Below are 21,046 nucleotides of genomic sequence, written 5' to 3' on the forward strand. Positions count from 1 at the left end.
CTTGTGCCGCGAATGGGCCGCAAAGCGGCCCCGGATGTTTCAGGTTACAACAGCCTGGTCAGATCACTCGATCTGCCCGTGGCAATGCTTGAACTTCTTGCCCGAACCACACCAGCACGGCTCGTTGCGGCCCAGCTTCTGCTCGTTGCGCACCGGTGCCGAGGCGACGGCCACTTCAGCACCCTCCTCGCTCAGCTGCTCGCTTTCCAGCCCCGGAGCAGCGGCGTGCTGGAACTGCATGCGGCTGGCCAGTTCCTCGGCCTCGCGACGCAGGCGGGCTTCCTCTTCGGCCGGGTCTTCGCGGCGCACCTGAACGTGCGACAACACACGAATGGTGTCGCGCTTGATCGACTCGAGCAGTTCCTGGAACAGGCTGAAGGATTCGCGCTTGTACTCCTGCTTCGGGTTCTTCTGCGCATAACCACGCAGGTGAATACCGTGACGCAGGTGGTCCATGGTCGACAGGTGGTCTTTCCACAGGTCGTCCAGCACACGCAGCAGGATCTGCTTCTCGAAGGTACGCAGGGCTTCGATACCGGCCTGGTCTTCCTTCTCGGTGTAGGCGCTGGTGATCTCGTTCAGCAGCTTCTCGCGCAGGGTCTCTTCGTAGAGGTGATCGTCCTCGTCGAGCCACTGCTGGATCGGCAGTTTCATGGCGAAATCGCTGGCCAGCGAAGCTTCCAGACCGGCCACGTCCCACTGCTCGGGCAGCGACTGCGGCGGAATGTGCTGGCTGATGGTAGCGTCCAGTACTTCCTTGCGGAATTCGACGATGGTTTCGCCGATGTTCTCGGCGGCCAGCAGGCTGTTGCGCATGTGGTAGATCACCTTGCGCTGCTCGTTGGCCACGTCGTCGTATTCGAGCAATTGTTTACGGATGTCGAAGTTGCGGCCTTCGACCTTGCGCTGGGCCTTCTCGATGGCGTTGGTGACCATGCGGTGCTCGATGGCCTCGCCCGACTGCATGCCCAGCGCCTTCATGAAGTTCTTCACCCGGTCAGAGGCGAAGATACGCATCAGGCTGTCTTCCAGCGACAGATAGAAGCGGCTGGAACCCGGGTCACCCTGACGGCCGGAGCGGCCACGCAGTTGGTTGTCGATACGGCGCGATTCGTGGCGCTCGGAAGCGATCACGTGCAGGCCACCCGACTCGATCACTTGCTGGTGACGCTTCTGCCAGTCGGCCTTGATCTGGGCAATCTGCTCGGCGGTGGGGCTTTCCAGGGCCGCCACTTCGGCCTCCCAGTTACCGCCCAGCAGAATGTCGGTACCACGGCCGGCCATGTTGGTGGCGATGGTCAGCGCGCCTGGCGCACCCGCCTGGGCGATGATCTCGGCTTCCTTCTCGTGGTACTTGGCGTTGAGCACCTTGTGGTCGATACCTTCCTTTTTCAGGAGGTTGGACATGTGCTCCGACGTTTCGATGGTCGCCGTACCTACCAGCACCGGGCGGCCCTGCTTCATGCTTTCCTTGATGTCGGCGATGATCGCGGCGTATTTCTCGTCGGCGGTCAGGTACACCAGGTCGTTGAAGTCCTTGCGCGCCAACGGCTTGTTCGGCGGAATGACCATCACGTTGAGGGCGTAGATCTGGGCGAACTCGAACGCTTCGGTGTCGGCAGTACCGGTCATGCCGGACAGCTTGGTGTACAGGCGGAAGTAGTTCTGGAAGGTGGTCGATGCCAGGGTCTGGCTCTCGGCCTGGATGTTCAGGTTTTCTTTCGCCTCGATGGCCTGATGCAGGCCTTCGGACAGGCGACGGCCGGGCATGGTACGGCCCGTGTGTTCGTCGATCAGCAGTACCTGGCCGTCCTGGACAATGTACTCGACGTTGCGGTGGAACAGTTTGTGCGCCCGCAGGCCGGCGTAGACGTGGGTCAGCAGGCTCAGGTTGTGCGCCGAGTACAGGCTCTCGCCCTCGGCCAGCAGGCCGGATTGGGTGAGCATTTCCTCGATGTACTGGTGACCGGCTTCGTTCAGCTCGACCTGACGGCTCTTCTCGTCGATGGTGAAGTGGCCTTCCTGGGTGACCTGGCCTTCCACTTCCTCGATGTGCTGCTTCAGGCGCGGGATCAGGCGGTTGATCTCGATGTACAGCTTGGAGCTGTCCTCGGCCTGGCCGGAGATGATCAGCGGAGTACGCGCTTCGTCGATGAGGATGGAGTCGACTTCGTCGATCACGGCGAAGTTCAGTTCACGCTGGAACTTCTCCTCCTGGCTGAACGCCATGTTGTCGCGCAGGTAGTCGAAACCGAATTCGTTGTTGGTGCCGTAGGTGATGTCGGATGCGTAGGCGGCGCGCTTTTCTTCCGGCGGCTGGAAGGCCGAGACGATGCCGACCGACAGGCCAAGGAACTCGTACAGCGGGCGCATCCAGTTGGCGTCACGGCGGGCCAGGTAATCGTTGACGGTGACCACGTGCACGCCCTTGCCAGACAGTGCGTTGAGGTACACGGCCAGGGTACCGACCAAGGTCTTGCCTTCACCAGTACGCATTTCTGCGATCATGCCCTCGTGCAGGGTCATGCCACCGATCAGCTGCACGTCGAAGTGGCGCATGCCCATCACGCGCTTGCCGGCCTCACGGGCCACGGCGAAGGCTTCAGGCAGCAACTGGTCCAGTGTCTCGCCTTTGGCCAGGCGTTCCTTGAACTCTGCGGTCTTGCCCCGCAGTTGCTCGTCGGAGAGGGCCACCATCTTCTCTTCGAGAGCATTGACGATGTTCACCGTCTTGAGCATGCGTTTAACTTCACGCTCGTTCTTGCTTCCAAAAAGTTTTTTTAACAAAGGCGCAAACATATCGGCAGGATCTTCCACACGTAGGGATGGAGGGCGGCCCCATGAGTCGCCCGTGCAGCCCTGAGGCCGCATGCGAACGAGCATTCTACCCGGAAACGATGGAGAGGAAAGTGGTGGATTTCCACGATGCTTGTACAGCGTTTTGGCGGGGGCCTGATTTAGATAGGGGCATTTTCCCTGAGTTCAAGGTTCGGGAAGATGAAACGTATCGAGAATGAGTCTTGTCTTTTGTTATCTGCGCCGGCCTCTTCGCGGGTAAACCCGCCCCCACAGGATCACCTACACATCAAGGGCAGTGCCGTACCTGTGGGAGCGGGTTCACCCGCGAAGAGGCCAGTACAGGCTATAGAGATGTTAGACTGCGGACCATGTAACCTCATGCGTACCCCCATGGCCTACAAACCCTCCCCCGCCCAGCCGCCCTCGGCCCTGCTCCGCCAGGTCCGCCCGCTGCGCCTGCTGCTGAACCAGGCCGAACGCCTGGAGCACCTGCAGCGTCTGCTGGAAAGCCAGCTGCAACCGGCCGCCCGCGAGCACTGCCATGTGGCGTCGTGGCGCGATGGCACATTGTTGCTGGTGGTAACCGACGGCCACTGGGCCACCCGCCTGCGCTATCAGCAGAAACGCTTGCTGGCAGCATTACAGGCCATGGAAGCCTTCGGCAACCTCAGGCGTATCCTGTACAAGGTGCAGCCGCCGCTGGTGCCGGCCAAGCGCGGCGGGCATGCTGCCGAATTGTCCCGCAGCGCCGCCGAAAGCCTGCGCGACACCGCCGATGGCATCACTGACCCCAAGCTGCGCGCAGCACTGGAACGATTGGCGGCCCACGCCCAGGACAAACCATAAAAAAGGCCACCCGAAGGTGGCCTCAATGAACTAGAGAGTGTTCGAACTTACACGGCCGCAACAGGGCGCATGTACGAGATCGGTGCCGTGCTGGCATCTTCGAAAGTGACCACTTCCCAGGCGTCTTTCTCTGCGATCAGCTTGCGCAGCAGCTGGTTGTTCAGCGCGTGTCCGGACTTGTAGCCCTTGAACTCGCCGATCAGGCTGTTGCCCAGCAGGTAGAGGTCGCCGATGGCGTCGAGGATCTTGTGCTTGACGAATTCGTCTTCGTAACGAAGGCCGTCTTCGTTGAGCACGCCGTCCTCATCGACCACGATGGCGTTCTCGACACTGCCACCCAGCGCAAGGTTGTGCTTGCGCAGGTACTCGATGTCACGCATGAAACCGAAAGTACGCGCGCGGCTGACTTCCTTCACGAACGAGGTGCTGGAAAAGTCGACGCTGGCGCTCTGGGTCCGGTTGCGAAGCACCGGATGATCGAAGTCGATCTCGAAGCTCACCTTGAAGCCGTCGAAAGGCAGGAAAGTGGCGCGCTTGTCGCCCTCTTCCACAGTTACCTCACGCAGGATGCGGATGAACTTCTTGGCTGCGTCCTGTTCTTCCAGGCCGGCAGACTGAATCAGGAATACAAAGGGTCCGGCGCTGCCATCCATGATCGGCACTTCCGAGGCGGAGAGCTCGACGTAGGCGTTATCGATGCCCAGGCCCGCCATGGCGGAGAGCAGGTGCTCGACCGTATCGACCTTGACGTCACCGTTGACCAGCGTCGTCGACATGGTTGTCTCGCCGACGTTGGCCGCGCGCGCCGGGATTTCGACCACAGGGTCGAGGTCGGCGCGGCGGAAGACGATGCCGGTGTCAACAGGTGCAGGCTTGAGGGTCAGGTAAACCTTCTCCCCGGAGTGCAGACCGACACCTGTGGCACGGATGGTATTCTTCAGGGTGCGTTGTTTAATCATGGCATTGGCCGCTTCAGCGCAAATTGCGAACAGGTATCAACAAAGGCTGGGGATGATAACAGACCCAACCTTTGATGAATACCAATCACCTTTATACCCCTGATAAATTCCATTAATCAGCCTGACGACGCAGGAATGCCGGGATATCGAGGTAGTCCAGGTCATCCTGAGGGTTCAGTTTAGCGGCTGCGGCAGCACCTGCATGGGCCTGGTTGCGCATTACGGTCGGGCGCTCCAGGTCACGGTAGTTGACCGCAGGCTGCTCTTGGCGAACCGGCGCCGGGTTGGACGCCTCATACACCTGCTGGGCAGTCTGCAGGGTGTTGTCGACCACCTTCACAGGCTTCTCGATGCGCGCGCCCAGGCCAGTGGCCACTACGGTCACGTGCAGCTCGTCACGCATGTCCGGGTCGATCACGGTGCCGACCTTGACCATGGCGTGGTCGGAGGCGAAGGCTTCGATGATGCTACCCACGTCGGAGTACTCACCCAGCGACAGGTCCGGGCCCGCGGTGATGTTCACCAGGATGCCGCGGGCGCCCTGCAGGTTGACGTCTTCCAGCAGCGGGTTGCGGATCGCTGCCTCGGTGGCTTCACGCGCACGGTTCGGGCCACTGGCGCAGCCAGTACCCATCATGGCCATGCCCATTTCACCCATCACGGTACGCACGTCGGCGAAGTCGACGTTGATCATGCCCGGGCGCTTGATGATATCGGAGATACCGCGCACGGCACCGGCCAGTACGTCGTCAGCCTTGGCGAAGGCGGACAGCAGGCTGGCATCCTTGCCCAGGATGGTCAGCAGCTTCTCGTTGGGGATGGTGATCAACGAGTCGACGCTTTCGGCCAGCATGCGGATGCCTTCATCGGCGATCTGCATGCGCTTGCGGCCTTCGAACGGGAACGGACGGGTCACCACGGCAACGGTGAGAATGCCCATTTCCTTGGCCACTTCGGCGATGATCGGCGCTGCACCGGTGCCGGTACCACCGCCCATGCCAGTGGTGATGAACACCATGTTGGTGCCCTGCAGCACTTCAGCGATGCGCTCACGGTCTTCCAGTGCGGCCTGACGGCCGACCTCCGGATTGGCGCCGGCACCCAGGCCCTTGGTCACGCCAGTGCCCAATTGCAGGATGGTGCGCGCGCCGATGTTTTTCAGCGCCTGGGCATCGGTGTTGGCGCAGATGAATTCCACGCCTTCGATGCTGCTCTTGACCATGTGGTTGACGGCGTTGCCGCCACCACCGCCAACACCGATCACCTTGATGACCGGGCTTTGCGGGATGTTGTCTACGAGCTCGAACATTTTCCCTCTCCTTACAGTTCTCTAGTTGTCGCGCCTACCACTACTGCTTTGAAACTTAGAAGTTGCCCTGGACCCAGCGCTTGAAGCGTTCAAGCACTGGAGCCTTCGGTTCATCGCCATAGCTGTTGTTGCTGCTGTTACCGGTCAGGGGCAGGTCTTCGGTCTGCTTCTGCAGGCCGTAGGTGAGCAAGCCCACGCCGGTGGAATAGATCGGGTTGCGAACCACGTCGCTAAGCCCCCGAACGCTGTGCGGTACGCCCAGGCGTACCGGCATGTGGAAGATTTCCTCGGCCAGTTCCACGGCGCCTTCCATCTTCGCGGTGCCGCCGGTGAGGACGATGCCGGCCGGCACCAGGTCCTCGTAGCCGCTGCGGCGCAGTTCGGCCTGAATCAGGGTGAAGAGCTCGTCGTAACGTGGCTCCACCACCTCGGCCAAGGCCTGGCGCGACAGCTCGCGCGGTGGGCGATCACCCACGCTCGGCACCTTGATGGTCTCGCCCGCGCCAGCCAGTTTGGCCAGGGCGCAGGCATAGCGGATCTTGATTTCTTCGGCGTACTGGGTAGGAGTACGCAGGGCCATGGCGATGTCGTTGGTCACCTGGTCGCCCGCAATCGGGATCACCGCGGTGTGACGGATCGCGCCCTCGGTGAAGATGGCGATGTCGGTGGTGCCGCCACCGATGTCCACCAGGCACACGCCCAGCTCTTTTTCATCGTCGGTCAGCACCGAGTAGGCCGAGGCCAGCTGCTCGAGGATGATATCGTCGATTTCCAGGCCGCAGCGGCGGACGCATTTCTCGATGTTCTGCGCCGCGTTGACCGCGCAGGTGACCACGTGGACCTTGGCTTCCAGACGTACGCCAGACATGCCCAGCGGCTCGCGCACGCCTTCCTGGTTGTCGATCACGTAGTCCTGCGGCAGGGTATGCAGCACGCGCTGGTCGGCCGGGATGGCCACGGCCTGGGCGGCGTCAAGTACGCGTTCCAGGTCGGCCAGGCTGACCTCGCGGTCGCGGATGGCGACGATGCCGTGAGAGTTCAGGCTGCGGATGTGATTGCCTGCCACGCCGACGAAGGCCGAGTGGATACGGCAGCCGGCCATCAGCTGTGCCTCTTCCACGGCGCGCTGGATCGACTGCACGGTGGACTCGATGTTCACCACCACGCCTTTTTTCAGGCCGCGGGACGGATGGGTACCGATCCCGACGATTTCCAGGGTGCCGTCCTCGCCCACTTCGCCCACCAGCGCCACCACCTTGGAGGTGCCGATGTCCAGCCCGACGATCATTTTGCCGCTATGCGCGTTTGCCATGGTCCTGCCTCTCTCTAATTCTTCGCAACGGCGGGTTGGGCCGTCGTCGGTGCAATCGGTTCCCGCCAACCAACGGCAAGTCCGTTGGAGTAACGCAGATCAATGCGGGCGATAGTGGTGATCTGGTCTTTGAGTGTTTTGTCGTATATGGCAATGAAACGGCGCATTTTCTCCACCAGATGGTCGCGCCCCAGCAGCAGCTCGATACCCGGCCCGGCGCTGCTCGCGCCTGTGGTCAGGAACCAACTGCCTCGCTCGCGCAGCTCCAGGCGAGCGATGGAAAAGCCCAGGGGGCGCAGCATCTGGCTCAATACCTGATACTGCTGCATCACTTGTTGCTGAGCACGCTGCGGCCCGGCCAGCTGCGGCAGGTGCTCGTAGTTGGCCAGCTCGCGCGGGGTGAAGGCCTGGCCCTGGTTGTTGAGCAAGGCCTCATCACCCCAGCGTGCCACCGGCAACTGTTCTTCCAGGCGGATCACCACTTCGTCGGGCCATACCCGGCGCACTTCGGCATGGGCGATCCACGGCATCTGCTCGAGCTCTGCACGCATCGCCGGCAGGTCGACGCTGAAGAAGCTCGCCGCCACGTAGGGCGCGATACGCTGCTGCACCGACTGCTGGCTGATATAGCTGAGGTCGCCCTGCACGTCGATCTTGGTTATCGGCCGGTCCGCGTATGGCATCAGCCGAATGGCGCCCTCGTAGGCGCCGAACCCGGCCGCCACCAGCAGCGCCGGCCACAGCAGGCGCTTGAGGCCACCCAGGCTTGGCCGCGGCAGGCGCGCCGATACGGGCTCGTCGGCCACCAGCCTGCTGGCACCACGCGGCACCGGCTTGCTACGGCCGGTAACGGGTTGCTGCTGACGTATCATCGCGCCTTGCATGGTTGTTAACCTCGCGTTGCCACGCTTTCGGCCAGGATCGCCAGCACCAGTTGCTGGAAGTCCAGGCCGGCCGCGCGAGCTGCCATGGGCACCAGGCTATGGTCGGTCATGCCGGGTGCGGTGTTGACTTCGAGCAGCCAAAACCGGCCCTGCTCGTCCTGCATCACGTCCAGCCGCCCCCAGCCTTCGATGCCGATGGCATCGCAGGCACGCGCGGTCAGGTCGATCAGTTCCTGTTCCTTGACGCTGTCCAGGCCGCACGGAATGCGGTACTGGGTATCGTTGGCGATGTACTTGGCGTCGTAGTCGTAGAACACGTGCGGCGTACCCAGGGCGATCGGCGGCAGCACCTGGCCACGCAATACCGCGACAGTGAACTCCGGCCCGTGGATCCACTGCTCCACCAATACCTGGGAATCGTATCTAGCGGCATCCTGCCAGGCGGCGACCAGCTCCTGGGCGCTATTCACCTTGGCCATGCCGATGCTGGAACCTTCATGGGCCGGTTTGACGATAAGCGGGAAGCCCAGTTCCGTAGCGGCCAGCAAACAATCGCTTTCGCTCGCCAGCACAGCGTGGCGTGGGGTCGGAATGCCCAGGCTCTGCCACACCTGCTTGGTGCGCAGCTTGTCCATGGCCAGTGCCGAGGCAAGGATGCCGCTACCGGTGTAGGGGATGCCCAGACACTCGAGCAGGCCTTGCATGCTGCCGTCTTCACCGCCACGGCCGTGGAGGATGATGAAGGCACGGTCGATCTTCTCGCTTTGCAGGCGGTCGAGCAGGTCGTCACCCACGTCAATGGCGACCACGTCGACACCGGCGGTGGTCAGTGCGTCGATCACTGCGGCGCCGGATTTGAGCGATACTTCACGTTCGGCGCTCTTGCCACCGTACAGCACCGCGACGCGGCCGAACGCCTTGACGTCCAGGGTCGAGTGCAGCTTGTCGTAGGCACTTGTCATTTCGACTTCTCCTGCTTGGCGCCTGCGAACAGCGGGCTTTTCATCAATTGCGGGGCCAGGCCGCCGACATCGCCGGCACCCTGGCAAATCAGGATGTCGCCAGCGCGCAGCAGTGGCTTGACCAACGGCGCCAGGTCGACGCCACGTTCGATGTAGATCGGGTCCAGCTTGCCGCGCTGGCGGATGCTGTGGCACAGCTGGCGGCTGTCGGCACCGGGGATCGGCTCTTCGCCGGCCGGGTAGACTTCCATCAGCAGCAGCACATTGGCATCGCCCAGCACCTGGACGAAATCGTCGTACAGGTCGCGGGTTCGGCTGTAGCGATGCGGCTGGTAGACGATCACCAGACGGCGGCTTGGCCAGCCACCGCGCACGGCCTTGATCACCGCGGCCACTTCGGTCGGGTGGTGGCCGTAGTCGTCAACCAGCATCACGCTACCGCCTTCGACCGGCAGTTCGCCGTATACCTGGAAGCGACGGCCGACGCCCTGGAAGCCGGACAGGCCCTGGACGATGGCCTCGTCAGTGATGCCTTCGTCGGTAGCGATGGCGATGGTGGCCAAGGCGTTGAGCACGTTGTGGTTGCCGGGCATGTTCACCGACACCTCCAACGGCTCGCGGTCACGGCGCAGCACGGTGAAATGGGTCTGCATGCCCTGCTGGCGTACGTTGATGGCGCGTACGTCGGCCTCTTCGCTGAAGCCGTAGGTCACGGTCGGGCGCTTGACCTGTGGCAGGATCTCGCGCACCACCGGGTCGTCCAGGCACATCACGGCCAGGCCGTAGAATGGCAGGTTGTGCAGGAACTCGACGAAGGTTTTCTTCAGCTTGTTGAAGTCACCTTCGTAGGTCGCCATGTGGTCGGCATCGATGTTGGTGACCACGGCCACCATCGGCTGCAGGTGCAGGAAGCTGGCATCGCTCTCGTCCGCTTCGGCAATCAGGTAGCGGCTGGTGCCGAGCTGGGCATTGGTGCCGGCAGCGGTCAGGCGGCCACCGATGACGAAGGTCGGGTCCAGACCGCCGGCGGCGAACACCGAGGCCAGCAGGCTGGTGGTGGTGGTCTTGCCGTGGGTACCGGCAACGGCCACGCCATGGCGGTAGCGCATCAGCTCGGCGAGCATCTCGGCACGCGGCACCACCGGAATGCGCCGCTCGAGGGCGGTGGCGACTTCCGGGTTGGCCGGGTTGATGGCGCTGGACACCACCAGCACATCGGCGGTGGCGGCATTCTCGGCGCGGTGGCCGACGAAGATCTCGGCGCCGAACGATTCCAGGCGCTCGGTGACCGGCGAGGCTTTCAGGTCGGAACCGGACACTTCATAGCCCAGGTTCAGCAACACTTCGGCAATTCCGCACATGCCCACGCCGCCGATACCGACGAAGTGGATACGACGGATACGGCCCATCTTCGGCTGGGGCATGGCTTTCTGGCTCTCAACCATGGGCCACCTCCAGGCAGATATCGACCACGGTGCTGGTTGCGGCAGGTTTGGCCAGGCGCCGTGCGGTGCCTGCCATGACGTTGAGTTTCTCGGGTTGCATCAGCACCTCGTTCAGGCGTTCAGCGAGCTGCGCTGCGCCAGTCGTCGCTTGTGGCATCAGGAAGGCAGCGCCTTCCCGGGCCAGATATTGGGCGTTGTGGGTCTGGTGATCGTCGATCGCGTGGGGCAATGGCACCAGCACCGAAGGCAGGCCCGCTGCCGCCAGCTCGCTGACGGTCAGGGCGCCGGCACGGCACACCACCAGGTCGGCCCAGCCATAGGCTTGGGCCATGTCCTTGATGAAGGGCTCTACCTGAGCCTCGACGCCCACCTCTTGATAACGCTCGGCGGTGATCGGCGCGTGCTGCTTGCCAGCCTGGTGGAACACCTCTGGCCGCAGCGCAGCAGGCACTTCGGACAGGGCCTTAGGCAACAATTTGTTCAATGGTTCCGCACCCAGGCTGCCACCGAGCACCAACAGACGTGCACGGCGCTCGACCAGGGGCGCGCGTTGCGCGTCCATGAACAGCTCCTGGCGCACCGGGTTGCCGGTGGTGCGACGTTTGTCGCTTGCCTCGAAGGTGTTCGGGAAAGCTTCGCAGACCCGCGCAGAGAGTGGCACCAGCAACCGATTGGCGGTACCGGCCCGGGCGTTCTGCTCGTGGATGACCAGCGGCACGCCGCACAACCGCGCAGCCACACCGCCGGGGCCGGTCACGTAGCCACCGAAGCCGAGCACGCACACCGGTTTGAGCTGGCGCATGATGCGCCGCGCCTGCAGCACGGCCTTGACCAGGGTGAACGGCGCCTTGAGCAACGACAGTTTGCTCTTGCCTCGCAGGCCGCTTACCTGGATCAGGTGCAACGGCAGGCCAGCCTGGGGCACCAGTTCGTTCTCGATGCCACGCGGGGTGCCCAGCCAGTGCACGCTGTAACCGCGTGCCTGGAATTCACGGGCGCAGGCCAAGGCCGGGAACACGTGGCCCCCGGTACCGCCCGCCATGATCAGTACGTTCTTGCCGTCAGCGGCCATGATTGGTCTCCTCGGCAAAATCGCTTTCGCTGAATTCGTGTTCCTCGCTGCCAAGGTGCGTGCGGCTTTCCCACTCGATACGCAGCAACAGCCCCACGCAGGCACAGCAGATCACCAACGAACTGCCCCCATAGCTGAGGAACGGCAGGGTCAGGCCCTTGGTCGGCAGCAGGCCGACGTTCACGCCGATGTTGATCAGGAACTGGCCGATCCACAGGAATGCCAGCCCGAATGCGACATAGGCGGCAAAGAACTGCTTGGCTTTTTCGGCCCACAGGCCGATATACAGGGCACGCACGGTCACGAACACGAACAGCGCGATGGTCAGCAACGAGCCGACCACGCCGAGTTCTTCGGCCAGTACCGAGAACACGAAGTCGGTGTGTGCTTCAGGCAGGTAGAACTGCTTCTGCACACTGTTGCCCAGGCCAACGCCCAGCCACTCGCCACGGCCGAAGGCAATAAGCGCCTGGGTCAGCTGGTAGCCCGAACCGAACTGGTCGGACCAGGGGTCGGTAAAGGTGATCAGGCGCGCCATGCGGTACGGCTGCGCCTGCACCAGGACGAACACCGCGACCACCGCCAGCACCACCATCAGGCTGAAGCGGAACAGCCCCACCCCGCCAAGGAACAGCATGGCCGCGGCCGCGCCCATCATCACCACGGTGGCACCGAAGTCCGGCTCCATCAGCAACAGGGCAGCCATGGGCAGCAGCACGATGAAGGGTTTGAAGAAGCCCATCCAGGTTTCGCGCACCTCGGTCTGCCGGCGTACCAGGTAGCCGGCCAGGTAGATGACCACGAACACCTTGGCGATTTCCGAAGGCTGGACGTTGAAGAAGCTGAAACCGATCCAGCGCATGGAGCCGTTCACTTCACGACCGATGCCGGGCACCAGCACCAGCACCAGCAGGCCGAAGGCACCCAGCAGCATCAGGAAGCCCATGCGCTGCCAGGTGGCGATCGGCACCAGCATGGTGGCGCCACAGGCAACCAGGCCGAGGAACACGTACACCAGGTGGCGGAACATGTGGTAAAGCGGGTTGCCCGACTGCACCGCAGCCACTTCCGAGGACGCCGAGGTGATCATCACCAGGCCCAGGCCCAGCAATGCCAGGCAGCCGGCGAGCATTGGAAAGTCCAGGTCGATGCCACGGCCGCTGATCAGCGGCGACGGGTAAGGCTTGAGGATGCCGAAGATCATGCAAGGCCTCCCGCTGCCTGGGCAAACAGGCGCCCGCGTTCTTCGAAGTTCTTGAACATGTCGAGGCTGGCGCATGCCGGCGACAGCAGCACGGCATCACCCGCACGGGCCAGTTCGGCGCACTGTTGCACGGCGTCGTCGAGGGTTTTCACGCGTACCAGTTGCACCCCATCGCCCAGAGCTTCGGCCAGGCGCTCGGCATCACGACCAAGCAGTACCACGGCGCGGCAGAAGCGCTTGACCGGCTCACGCAGCGCGGCGAAATCGGCGCCCTTGCCATCGCCACCGGCGATCAGCACCAGCTTGCCCTCGATGTCGGCACCCAGGCCTTCGATAGCGGCCAGGGCAGCGCCGACGTTGGTGGCCTTGGAGTCGTCGTACCAGTTTACGCCGTTGCGCTCGCGCACCCACTGGCAACGATGGGCCAGGCCAGCGAACTCGCGCAGCGCCTCGAGCATCGGTTCGAACGGCAGGCCGGCAGCGTGCCCCAGGGTCAACGCCGCCAAGGCGTTGCTCTGGTTGTGGGCGCCACGGATCTTCAGTTCACGCGCCGGCATCAGCGCCTGGAACTCGAACGCCAGGTATTTCTCGCCGTCCACTTCGCGCAGGCCGAAAGCCTTGAAGTCCGGCTGGTTGAGGCCGAAGGTCCAGCACGGTCGGCCTTCCACCGGCAGCGGCCTGCTCAGCGCGTCCTGGCGGTTGACCACGACCTGGCGGGCACCACGGAAGATCCGGTGCTTGGCCAGGTGGTAGGCCGGCAGACCGCTGTAGCGGTCCATGTGGTCTTCGCTGATGTTCAACACGGTGGCCACTTCAGCGTTGAGCTGGTCCGTGGTTTCCAGCTGGAAGCTGGACAGTTCCAGCACGTACAGCTCGACGTCATCGGCCAGCAGGTCCAGCGCCGGGGTACCGAGGTTGCCGCCCACCGCCACGCGCTTGCCCGCCTTGGCGGCCATTTCGCCGACCAGGGTGGTGACGGTGCTCTTGGCGTTGGAGCCGCTGATGGCAATGATCGGGGCCTTGGCGTAGCGGGCGAACAGTTCGATATCGCCAGACAGCTTCACACCACGCGCGGCCGCCTGCTGCAGGGCCGGGGTAGCCAGGGCCAGGCCAGGGCTTACGTACAGTTCGCTGGCGCGACACAGGAAGTCCACGTCCAGTTCACCACAGCGCACTTCCACCTGCGGGTAATCACGGCGCAGGGTGTCCAGTTCCGGCGGTTGCTCGCGGGTGTCGGCGACCGCAAAGGCAATGCCCCGGCTCGCCAGGAAGCGAACCAGGGACATGCCGCTCTTGCCGAGGCCGACAACGATGCGGAATTGGTCGGAAGCGATCAAAGACACGCTCATCTACCTCAGTTTCAGGGTTGCAAGGCCGATCAGCACCAGGATCACGGTGATGATCCAGAAGCGGACGATCACCCGTGGCTCTGGCCAGCCCTTGAGTTCAAAGTGGTGGTGGATCGGCGCCATGCGGAACACGCGCTTGCCGGTCAGCTTGAAGGAGGCAACCTGGATCACCACCGACAGGGTTTCCATGACGAACACGCCACCCATGATGAACAGCACGATTTCCTGGCGGACGATCACGGCGATGGTGCCCAGCGCGGCGCCCAGCGCCAGCGCGCCGACGTCACCCATGAACACCTGCGCCGGGTAGGTGTTGAACCACAGGAAGCCCAGGCCGGCACCGATCAGCGCGCCGCAGAACACGATCAGCTCGCCCGAGCCCGGCACATAGGGAATCAGCAGGTATTCGGCGAACTTCACGTTGCCCGACAGGTAGCAGAAGATGCCCAGGGCACCGCCGACCATCACCGTCGGCATGATCGCCAGGCCGTCGAGGCCGTCGGTGAGGTTGACCGCGTTGCTCGAACCGACAATGACGAAGTAAGTCAGCACGACGAAACCGATGCCCAGCGGAATGGTGACATCCTTGACGAACGGCAGGATCAGCGTGGTTTCGACGCTGGTCGGTGCAGTCTTGTACAGGAAGATGGCTGCAGCCAGGCCGAATACCGACTGCCAGAAGTACTTCCAGCGGCTCGGCAGGCCACGCGAGTTCTTTTCGATCACCTTGCGGTAGTCGTCGACCCAGCCGATGGCACCGAACGCCAGGGTAACGATCAGCACAACCCACACGTAGCGGTTGGTCAGGTCGGCCCACAGCAGGGTGCTGACGGCGATGGCAGACAGGATCAGCGCCCCACCCATGGTCGGGGTTCCGGACTTGGACAAGTGCGATTGCGGGCCGTCGTTACGCACGGCCTGGCCGATCTGGCGAATTTGCAGGGTACGAATCATCCACGGCCCCAGCCACAGCGCCAGGGACAACGCGGTCAGCACACCCAGGATCCCGCGCAGGGACAGGTACTGGAAGACCGCGAAGCCTTTGTGGAACTGTTGCAGATACTCGGCCAACAGCAGCAGCATTAATGTTTCTCCCCGCTGGCACCGCACAATGCCGCCACGACGTTTTCCATCGCAGCGCTGCGCGAGCCCTTGATCAAGATAGTGGTGTCGCTGGCATTCTCGGCGCCAACGGCTTCGATAAGCTCAGCTTGAGTAGCGAAATGGCGGCCATTGGCACCGAACGCCTTGACCGCGTGTGTCATGTTGGAACCCACTGCGTACAGGGCGTCCACCTTGCCCCGCGCGTAGTCACCCACCTGACGGTGGCCTTCTTCCGCCCATTGCCCCAGTTCGCCGATATCCCCAAGCACCAGGATGGTGCGCCCGGAAAAGCCGGCGAGTATATCAATGGCTGCGCACATGGAGGTGGGATTTGCGTTGTAACTGTCATCAATCACGCGCACACCGTTTGGCGCGATCTGCGCCACTGTGCGGCCCTTGACCGGTTGCACGGCAGCCAGGCCGGCGGCGATGCCGCTCAGGCTCAGACCAACGGCATGGGCAGCGGCGGCGGCAGCCAGGGCGTTACTGACGTTATGGGTACCCAGCAGGTTCAACTGCACCGCCACCTTGCCATCAGGCCCATGCAGGGTGAACGACGGGCAACCACGGGCATCACGGCCGATGTCGCTGGCATGGAAGTCAGCCTGCGGGTTGTCCAGGGCAAAGCTGAAGATGCGGTGGTTGCCGGCACGCTTGCGCCAGATATCGAAGGCCTTGTCGGCCAGGTTGAGGATGGCGGTGCCGCCCTCGCCCAGGCCTTCGAGGATCTCGCCCTTGGCTTCGACGATCTTTTCCGGGCCGCCGAACTCGCCAACGTGGGCGGTACCGGCGTTGTTGATGATGACCACCTGAGGCCGGGTCAGGCCAACGGTGTAGCGAATCTCGCCGATGCGCGAGGCGCCCAGTTCGATCACCGCGGCGCTGTGCTCGGGGGCGATCTCCAGCAGGGTCAGCGGCGCGCCGAGGTCGTTGTTCAGGTTGCCGCGGGTGGCGTGCACCAGGCCACGGGTGCGCAGAATGCTGGCGAGCATCTCCTTGACCGTGGTCTTGCCGCTGGAACCGGTAATGGCCACCACTGGTTTGTCAAAGGCAGCACGGTTCAGCGCGCCGAGCTGGCCGAGGGCCAGGCGGCAATCGGCGACCAGCAGCTGCGGCAGGTCGACATTGGTTACTTCACGCTCGACCAGGGCCGCGACAGCGCCTTTGGCCTTCACGTCGGCCAGGAAGTCGTGGCCATCGAAGCGCGGGCCGGCCAGGGCGACGAACAGTTGCCCGGAGCCTACGCTGCGGCTGTCGATGCTGACGCCGGTGAACGTGGCGTCGGCACCGACTTGTCGACCACTCAGTGCTGTGGTCAGCTGGCTGAGTGACATCGGTTTAAGCATGTGGAGCCTCCCAGGCTGCAAGTGCCTTTTCGGCCTCGGTCAAATCGGAGAAGTCATGGCGCTCGCCATTGATCTCCTGGTAATCCTCGTGCCCCTTGCCGGCCAGCACGATCACATCGTTGGCAGCAGCGGTGGCGATCAGGTGCGCGATGGCTTCGCCACGACCGGCAACGAACTCGACCTCGGCAGGCTTGGCGAAACCCGGGCGGATGTCTTCAAAGATGCGCAGAGGATCTTCGCTACGCGGGTTGTCATCGGTGACCAGCACGCGGTCGGCCAGGCGCTCGGCCACTGCGGCCATCAGCGGACGCTTGCCGCGGTCACGGTCGCCGCCGCAGCCGAACAGGCACAGCAGCTTGCCGTGCGCATGCGGGCGCAGGGCTTCGAGCACTTTCTCCAGGGCGTCCGGGGTGTGCGCGTAGTCGACCACCACCAGTGGCTTGTCGCCACCGCCCAGGCGCTGCATGCGGCCGACCGGCCCCTGCAGCTGCGGGGTGACCTTGAGGATTTCATCCAGCGCATAGTCCAGCGCCAGCAGCGTCGCTACGGCGGCGAGCATGTTGCTCAGGTTGAAGCGGCCCAGCAACTGGCTGCGCAGGGTACGCTCACCCTGGGCGGTGACCAGGGTGGCGCGCACGCCATCGTCATTGAACACGGCCTCACGACAGAACAGCGAAGCCTCCGGGCTCTCCAGGCTGTAGCTGAGCAACCGGGTCTCGATATGGTCGGCACTCGGGCGGCGGGCAAAGTCGGCGGCCAGGCGACGGCCGAAGTCGTCGTCCAGGTTGACCACCTGGCAACGCAGGCCCGGCCAGGCGAACAGCTTGGTCTTGGCGGCCTCGTAGGCCTCCATGCTGCCGTGGTAGTCCAGATGGTCGCGGGACAGGTTGGTCATGACCGCGATGTCGAACTCCAGCGCGGCGACACGCCCCTGCTCCAGGGCATGGGAGGAAACCTCCATGGCCACTGCCTTGGCGCCGCCTTTCCTGAGGTCGTTGAGGGTCGACTGCACGGCGATCGGGTCGGGCGTGGTCAGGCGACCGCTCTGCAGCTCGCCATAGAAGCCGGTACCCAGGGTGCCGATCAGGCCACAACGCTGGCCAAGCATGTCCAGCGCCTGGGCTACCAGCTGGGTGACGCTGGTCTTGCCGTTGGTACCGGTCACGCCCACCAGGTTCAGCTGGCGGCTCGGTTCGCCATAGAAGCGACCTGCGATATCCGAAAGCTGGGCGATCAGCCCCTTGACCGGGATGAGCGGCACGTCGGTGATTGGCAGGACGCTCGCCCCTTGCTCTTCATAGGCCACAGCGGCAGCGCCACGGGCCAGGGCATCGGCAATATGCTCGCGGCCATCGACCTTGGCACCCGGCACGGCCAGGAACAGGTCACCCGGGCGCACATTGCGGCTGTCCAGGGTCAGCTCACGGATCAGCGGGTCACGGCTGGCGTGAGCGAAAAGCTTGCTCAATGGCATTGTCATCATCCACGCCCTCCCTTGGCGGTTGCTGCTGCATTGACTTGCGATTGTTCGACGGGTGCTGGTGGCGGCAGGTTGTCTGGCGGCACGTTCATCAGGCGCAGGGTGCCGGACATGACCTTGCTGAACACCGGCGCCGAAACCAGGCCACCGAAGTAACCGCCCTTGCCAGGCTCGTCGATCACCACGACGATGGCGTAGCGCGGGTCGCTCATCGGCCCGAAGCCCGCGAACAGCGAGCGGTAGGCGTTTTCGGTGTAACCCTTGGAGCCCACGGTGGCTTTACGCGCGGTACCGGACTTGCCCGCCACGTGATAGAACGGTACCTGGGCGCGGAACACGCCGCGCGGTGCTTCGATCACCTGCTGCAGCATGCCCTGAACGGTTTCGGCGGTTTCCTTCGGAATGGCCTGCACAGCTTCCGGGGCCTTGTCGACCTTGAGAATCGACAGCGGCACCATCTTGCCGTCGTTGGCCAGCGCCGCGTAGGCATGCACCAGCTGCAGGGCGGTCACCGACACGCCATAGCCATAGGAGAGGGTCGCGGTCTCGGCCTTGCGCCACTCACGGTGGTTGGGCAGGTTGCCGACGCGCTCGCCTGGGAAGCCAAGGCCGGTGTACTGGCCCAGGCCGACCTGGGACATGACCCGGTAGATGGCCTCGCCGCCGATGTCGAAGGCGATCTTGCTCATGCCGACGTTACTGGAGTTGATCAGGATGCCGGTCAGGTCGAGGATCGGGCCTTCGCTCTTGGAAACGTCCTTGATGGTGTAGCGGCCAATCTGCAGGCTGCCCGGGTACACCTCGACCTTGTCAGTCGGCTTCCAGCGCCCACTCTGCAGCGCCGCGCTCATGGAAATCGGTTTCACCGTGGAACCCGGTTCGAACACATCGATGATCGCGCGGTTACGCATGGCGGCCGGGAACATGCTGCGACGGTTGTTGGGGTTGTAGGTCGGCTGGTTGACCATGGCCAGGACCTCACCGGTCTTGACGTCCATGATCACCAGACTGCCGGCCTTGGCGTCCTGTTCGGCAATGGCGTTGCGCAACTCGCGGGTGGCCAGATACTGCAGGCGAAGGTCTATCGACAACGCCAAGGTCTTCCCGGCCTTGGCGTTCTTGGTTACCTGAATGTCCTTGATCAGCCGGCCGCGCCGGTCCTTGATCACCTGCCGCTTGCCGGGTACACCGGCCAGCCACTCGTCATAGGCCAGTTCCACCCCTTCGCGACCGTGGTCGTCGAGGTCGGTGAAGCCGACCATGTGCGCGGTGACATCACCGGCCGGGTAGAAGCGGCGGAATTCTTCCAGGCCGTAAACGCCCGGCACCTTCAGGTCGAGTACATGCTGACCCTGCTCCGGGGTCAGGCCGCGGACCAGGTAGATGAACTCCTTGTTGGCCTGCTGGGTCAGGCGCTCGGTCAGCTGCTGCGGGTTCTGCCCCAACGCTGCGGCCAGCTGTGGCCAGCGGTCTTTGGAGGCCTGCATTTCCTTGGGGTTGGCCCACAGGGTGGTGACCGGCGTACTGACCGCCAGCGGCTCGCCGTTACGATCGGTGATCAGACCGCGGTGCGCCGGGATAGGGATGTGACGCAGGCTGCGCGCATCGCCCTGGCCCTTGAGGAAGTCACGGTCGACCACCTGCAGGTCGATGATGCGCCAGCAGATGGCACCGACCATCAGCGCCAGCAAGCCGATCACCACGCGGAAACGCCACGGGTAGAGAGCGCCTTCGAGCTTCATCATGGCGCCACCATCCTTACTTCGTCAGCCGAAGGCACGCGCATGTTCAGTTGCTCGGAAGCCAGGTTTTCGATGCGGCTGGCGGCGGTCCAGGTGCTTTGCTCGAGGATCAACCGACCCCACTCGGCCTGGGCCTTGTCGCGCTCGTTCAACTCGCCATACAGGGTATTGAGCAACTGACGGTTCCAGTGCGCGCTGTAGGACACCGCGATGGCCGAAATCAGCACGGCAACGAACAGCAGAAGCATCAGGAAGCTCCCGCCTGGCAAGGGTTTGGCAAACAGCCTGCTCACCGCAGCTTCTCCGCCACCCGCATCACGGCGCTGCGCGCCCGCGGGTTGGCCTTGAGCTCTTCGTCGGAGGCGAACTGAGCCTTGCCGATGAGCTTGATTTTCGGCTCGAAGACCTTGTGCTGTACCGGCAGGTTGCGCGGCAGGTTGTCAGCCTCGCCCTTGGCCAGTTTGCGCATGAACAGTTTGACGATGCGGTCTTCCAGCGAGTGGAAGCTGATCACCGCCAGGCGGCCACCCACTTCCAGCGCATCGATCGCGGCTTCGAGGCCCGCCTCGAGGTCACCCAGTTCGTTGTTGACGTGAATACGCAGCCCCTGGAAGGCGCGGGTCGCCGGGTTCTTGCCTTTCTCCCAGGCCGGGTTGGCCACCTTCAGCACCTCGGCGAGGTCGCCGGTGCGAGTGAACGGTTGCTGTTCGCGGCGCTGCACCACGGCGCGGGCCATGCGCTTGGCGAAACGCTCTTCGCCGTACTCCTTGAACACGCGGGCGATTTCTTCTTCAGGCGCAGTGGCGATGAACTCGGCGGCACTGATGCCCTGGTCCGGGTTCATGCGCATGTCCAGCGGGCCATCGTTGAGGAAGCTGAAGCCCCGCTCAGGGTCATCCAGTTGCGGCGAGGACACGCCCAGGTCCAGCAATACGCCGCTGACCTTGCCATCCAGGCCGCGCTCGGCCACTTCCGCGCCCAGCTCGGCAAAGCTGCGCTGCACAATGACAAAGCGGCCGTCTTCGGCCGCCAGCGCTTGCCCCGTGGCAATCGCCTGTGGATCTTTGTCGAAACCCAGCAGCCGCCCTTGCGGCCCGAGTTTGCTGAGAATCAGCCGGCTGTGCCCGCCACGGCCGAAGGTGCCGTCCAGATAGCAACCGTCGGCGCGCAGGGCCAATGCCTCGACAGCTTCGTCGAGCAGAACGGTAATGTGGTTGAAGCCGCTATCTATGG

General features: G+C 63.6%; 17 protein-coding genes. 1 reads left to right on the top strand and 16 read right to left on the bottom strand.

The window, feature by feature from the left end:
* Positions 1–63: 63 nt before the first annotated feature.
* A complete protein-coding gene (secA, locus tag CAY82_RS06395; RefSeq protein WP_087500431.1) occupies positions 64–2,799 on the bottom strand; it encodes a preprotein translocase subunit SecA in 2,736 nt (911 codons plus the stop codon).
* 390 nt (positions 2,800–3,189) lie between these two features.
* Between secA and CAY82_RS06405 the strand changes: the two genes are divergently transcribed.
* Positions 3,190–3,645 carry a DUF721 domain-containing protein gene (locus CAY82_RS06405; RefSeq protein WP_087500540.1) on the top strand — a complete coding sequence of 152 codons (456 nt, stop codon included), beginning with the start codon at positions 3,190–3,192 and terminating at the stop codon, positions 3,643–3,645.
* Positions 3,646–3,692: 47 nt separating this feature from the next.
* Here CAY82_RS06405 and lpxC read toward each other — a convergent pair whose 3' ends face one another.
* From lpxC to rsmH, 15 genes are all read right to left on the bottom strand, one after another.
* Positions 3,693–4,604 (bottom strand): UDP-3-O-acyl-N-acetylglucosamine deacetylase, encoded by a 912-nt coding sequence (gene lpxC / locus CAY82_RS06410; RefSeq protein WP_063913302.1) that lies wholly within the window; start codon positions 4,602–4,604, stop codon positions 3,693–3,695.
* Between the two features lie 112 nt (positions 4,605–4,716).
* Positions 4,717–5,913: a cell division protein FtsZ gene (ftsZ, locus tag CAY82_RS06415; RefSeq protein WP_063913303.1), complete on the bottom strand. Its 1,197-nt coding sequence runs from the start codon at positions 5,911–5,913 to the stop codon at positions 4,717–4,719.
* Positions 5,914–5,968: 55 nt separating this feature from the next.
* Positions 5,969–7,225, bottom strand: a complete 1,257-nt coding sequence (gene ftsA, locus CAY82_RS06420) for a cell division protein FtsA (RefSeq protein WP_015271706.1) — start codon at positions 7,223–7,225, stop codon at positions 5,969–5,971.
* 14 nt (positions 7,226–7,239) lie between these two features.
* Positions 7,240–8,109: a cell division protein FtsQ/DivIB gene (locus tag CAY82_RS06425; protein ID WP_087500433.1), complete on the bottom strand. Its 870-nt coding sequence runs from the start codon at positions 8,107–8,109 to the stop codon at positions 7,240–7,242.
* 5 nt (positions 8,110–8,114) lie between these two features.
* Positions 8,115–9,071 (bottom strand): D-alanine--D-alanine ligase, encoded by a 957-nt coding sequence (locus CAY82_RS06430; protein WP_087500434.1) that lies wholly within the window; start codon positions 9,069–9,071, stop codon positions 8,115–8,117.
* Positions 9,068–10,516, bottom strand: a complete 1,449-nt coding sequence (murC, locus tag CAY82_RS06435; RefSeq protein ID WP_087500435.1) for a UDP-N-acetylmuramate--L-alanine ligase — start codon at positions 10,514–10,516, stop codon at positions 9,068–9,070. The genes CAY82_RS06430 and murC overlap by 4 nt, the downstream gene beginning before the upstream one ends.
* Positions 10,509–11,588, bottom strand: coding sequence for an undecaprenyldiphospho-muramoylpentapeptide beta-N-acetylglucosaminyltransferase (gene murG / locus CAY82_RS06440; protein ID WP_087500436.1), 1,080 nt, complete (start codon positions 11,586–11,588; stop codon positions 10,509–10,511). Before murG ends, murC begins: the two co-directional genes overlap by 8 nt.
* Entirely contained in the window at positions 11,578–12,789 is a 1,212-nt protein-coding gene (gene ftsW, locus CAY82_RS06445) for a putative lipid II flippase FtsW (RefSeq protein WP_170931036.1), read from the bottom strand. Before ftsW ends, murG begins: the two co-directional genes overlap by 11 nt.
* Complete coding sequence (gene murD, locus CAY82_RS06450; RefSeq protein ID WP_087500542.1) at positions 12,789–14,135, bottom strand: UDP-N-acetylmuramoyl-L-alanine--D-glutamate ligase; 1,347 nt, start codon at positions 14,133–14,135, stop codon at positions 12,789–12,791. Before murD ends, ftsW begins: the two co-directional genes overlap by 1 nt.
* Positions 14,136–14,141: 6 nt before the next feature.
* The gene (gene mraY, locus CAY82_RS06455) at positions 14,142–15,224 is read right to left on the bottom strand and encodes a phospho-N-acetylmuramoyl-pentapeptide-transferase (protein WP_063913308.1); all 1,083 of its coding nucleotides are present in this window, start codon (positions 15,222–15,224) and stop codon (positions 14,142–14,144) included.
* Entirely contained in the window at positions 15,224–16,591 is a 1,368-nt protein-coding gene (gene murF, locus CAY82_RS06460; RefSeq protein WP_087500438.1) for a UDP-N-acetylmuramoyl-tripeptide--D-alanyl-D-alanine ligase, read from the bottom strand. Before murF ends, mraY begins: the two co-directional genes overlap by 1 nt.
* Entirely contained in the window at positions 16,584–18,074 is a 1,491-nt protein-coding gene (locus CAY82_RS06465) for a UDP-N-acetylmuramoyl-L-alanyl-D-glutamate--2,6-diaminopimelate ligase (protein ID WP_170931032.1), read from the bottom strand. The genes murF and CAY82_RS06465 overlap by 8 nt, the downstream gene beginning before the upstream one ends.
* Positions 18,071–19,813: a penicillin-binding protein 2 gene (locus CAY82_RS06470; RefSeq protein ID WP_170931037.1), complete on the bottom strand. Its 1,743-nt coding sequence runs from the start codon at positions 19,811–19,813 to the stop codon at positions 18,071–18,073. The genes CAY82_RS06465 and CAY82_RS06470 overlap by 4 nt, the downstream gene beginning before the upstream one ends.
* Entirely contained in the window at positions 19,813–20,106 is a 294-nt protein-coding gene (gene ftsL, locus CAY82_RS06475; protein WP_087500440.1) for a cell division protein FtsL, read from the bottom strand. The genes CAY82_RS06470 and ftsL overlap by 1 nt, the downstream gene beginning before the upstream one ends.
* Entirely contained in the window at positions 20,103–21,044 is a 942-nt protein-coding gene (gene rsmH, locus CAY82_RS06480; protein ID WP_087500546.1) for a 16S rRNA (cytosine(1402)-N(4))-methyltransferase RsmH, read from the bottom strand. Before rsmH ends, ftsL begins: the two co-directional genes overlap by 4 nt.
* Positions 21,045–21,046 lie beyond the last annotated feature (2 nt).

Origin of the sequence: Pseudomonas sp. SID14000 (genome assembly GCF_002165135.1) — a bacterium.
Lineage (GTDB): Bacteria > Pseudomonadota > Gammaproteobacteria > Pseudomonadales > Pseudomonadaceae > Aquipseudomonas.